Origin of the sequence: Streptomyces klenkii, assembly GCF_003626645.1 — a bacterium.
GTDB classification, from domain to species: Bacteria; Actinomycetota; Actinomycetes; order Streptomycetales; family Streptomycetaceae; genus Streptomyces; species Streptomyces klenkii.
This window is the reverse complement of record NZ_RBAM01000130.1, coordinates 1-1200: the sequence shown is the minus strand read 5'-3', so window position 1 is coordinate 1200 and position 1200 is coordinate 1. Positions and strand designations below refer to the sequence as shown.

Sequence of the window (1200 nt, the reverse complement as noted above, 5' to 3'; positions counted from 1 at the left end):
CGCGGTCCGTCGTCCTCACCCCCGTGGTGACCCGGGTCGCGTTCACCGAGGCGCGGCGCGTCCGTTCCGCCGAGTACCTGGAGGCCGCACGCGTCAGCGGGGCCGGGCGGACGGCGATCGCCGTGCGGCAGGTGGTGCCCGTCCTCGCCCCGGTGATCCTCGCCTACGCCTCCTCGCTGATCGGGCTGGCCATCGTCTACGCCGCCGGACTGTCCTTCCTGGGCCTGGGCGTTGCCCCGCCCACCGCCGAATGGGGCGCGATGCTGGATGAGTTGAGGCCCGCCCTGCTCACCCACCCCTGGGTGGCGGTGCTGCCGGCCCTGACGATCCTGCTGGTCTCCGTGCTGTTCAACGCCCTGGGCGAGGCGCTGCGCCGCCGGGTCGGCGTCCGGGAGGAGCTGCGATGAGCCCCGCCGTGCTGACCGTCACCGGCCTGACCGTCGACTACCCCGGACCCGTACGCGCCGTGGACGGCGTGTCGTTCACCCTCGCCGCCGGTGAAGTCCTCGTGCTGCTGGGCGAGTCGGGCAGCGGCAAGACCACGGTGGCGCGCGCCGTCCTGGGGCTGCACGGCCCGGCCGCCCGCGTCGGCGGCGGCGTGCTGCTCGGCACGACGGACCTGCGGGCCGCGAGCGAACGGGAGTTGACGCGGATCCGGGGACGCCGCATCGGCTACGTGGCGCAGGACCCGACCGCCGCCCTGGACCCGCTGCGGCGCATCGGCTCCCAACTGGCCGAGGTCCTGCGGCGGCACGGGATCGCGCCCGGCCGCCGCGCCGCGCGCGCCGCCGTCCCCGCCCTGCTCGACGCCGTCGGCCTGGCCGACCCCGAGCGCGTCGCGCGCAGCCACCCGCACGAGCTCTCCGGCGGGCAGCGGCAGCGCGCGGCCATCGCCCTGGCCATCGCCTGCGGCCCCGAACTGCTGCTCGCGGACGAGCCGACCACCGCGCTCGACGTGCTCCTGAGCGCCCAGGTCCTCGACCTCTTCGGGCGGCTGCGCGAGGAGCGCGGCACCGCGCTGCTGCTGGTCACCCACGACCTCGACGCCGCGCGCCGCGTCGGCGGCCGGGTCGCGGTCATGCGGGAGGGCCGCGTCGTGGAGAGCGGCCCCGCCGAGCGGGTGCTGTCCCGGCCCGGCCACGCCTTCACCGCCGAGCCGGCCGCCGCGCGCGAGGAGGCACCCCGATGAACGGACGCCCC

2 protein-coding genes are annotated in these 1200 nt (G+C 77.2%); both read left to right on the top strand.

Annotation, left to right across the window (positions count from 1 at the left end):
* Window positions 1-407, top strand: a 407-nt coding sequence (locus D7231_RS35170; protein ID WP_147449902.1) for an ABC transporter permease, incomplete at its 5' end; no start/stop codon positions are given.
* The gene (locus D7231_RS35165; RefSeq protein ID WP_120760439.1) at window positions 404-1189 is read left to right on the top strand and encodes an ABC transporter ATP-binding protein; all 786 of its coding nucleotides are present in this window, start codon (window positions 404-406) and stop codon (window positions 1187-1189) included. The genes D7231_RS35170 and D7231_RS35165, both read left to right, overlap by 4 nt.
* Window positions 1190-1200 lie beyond the last annotated feature (11 nt).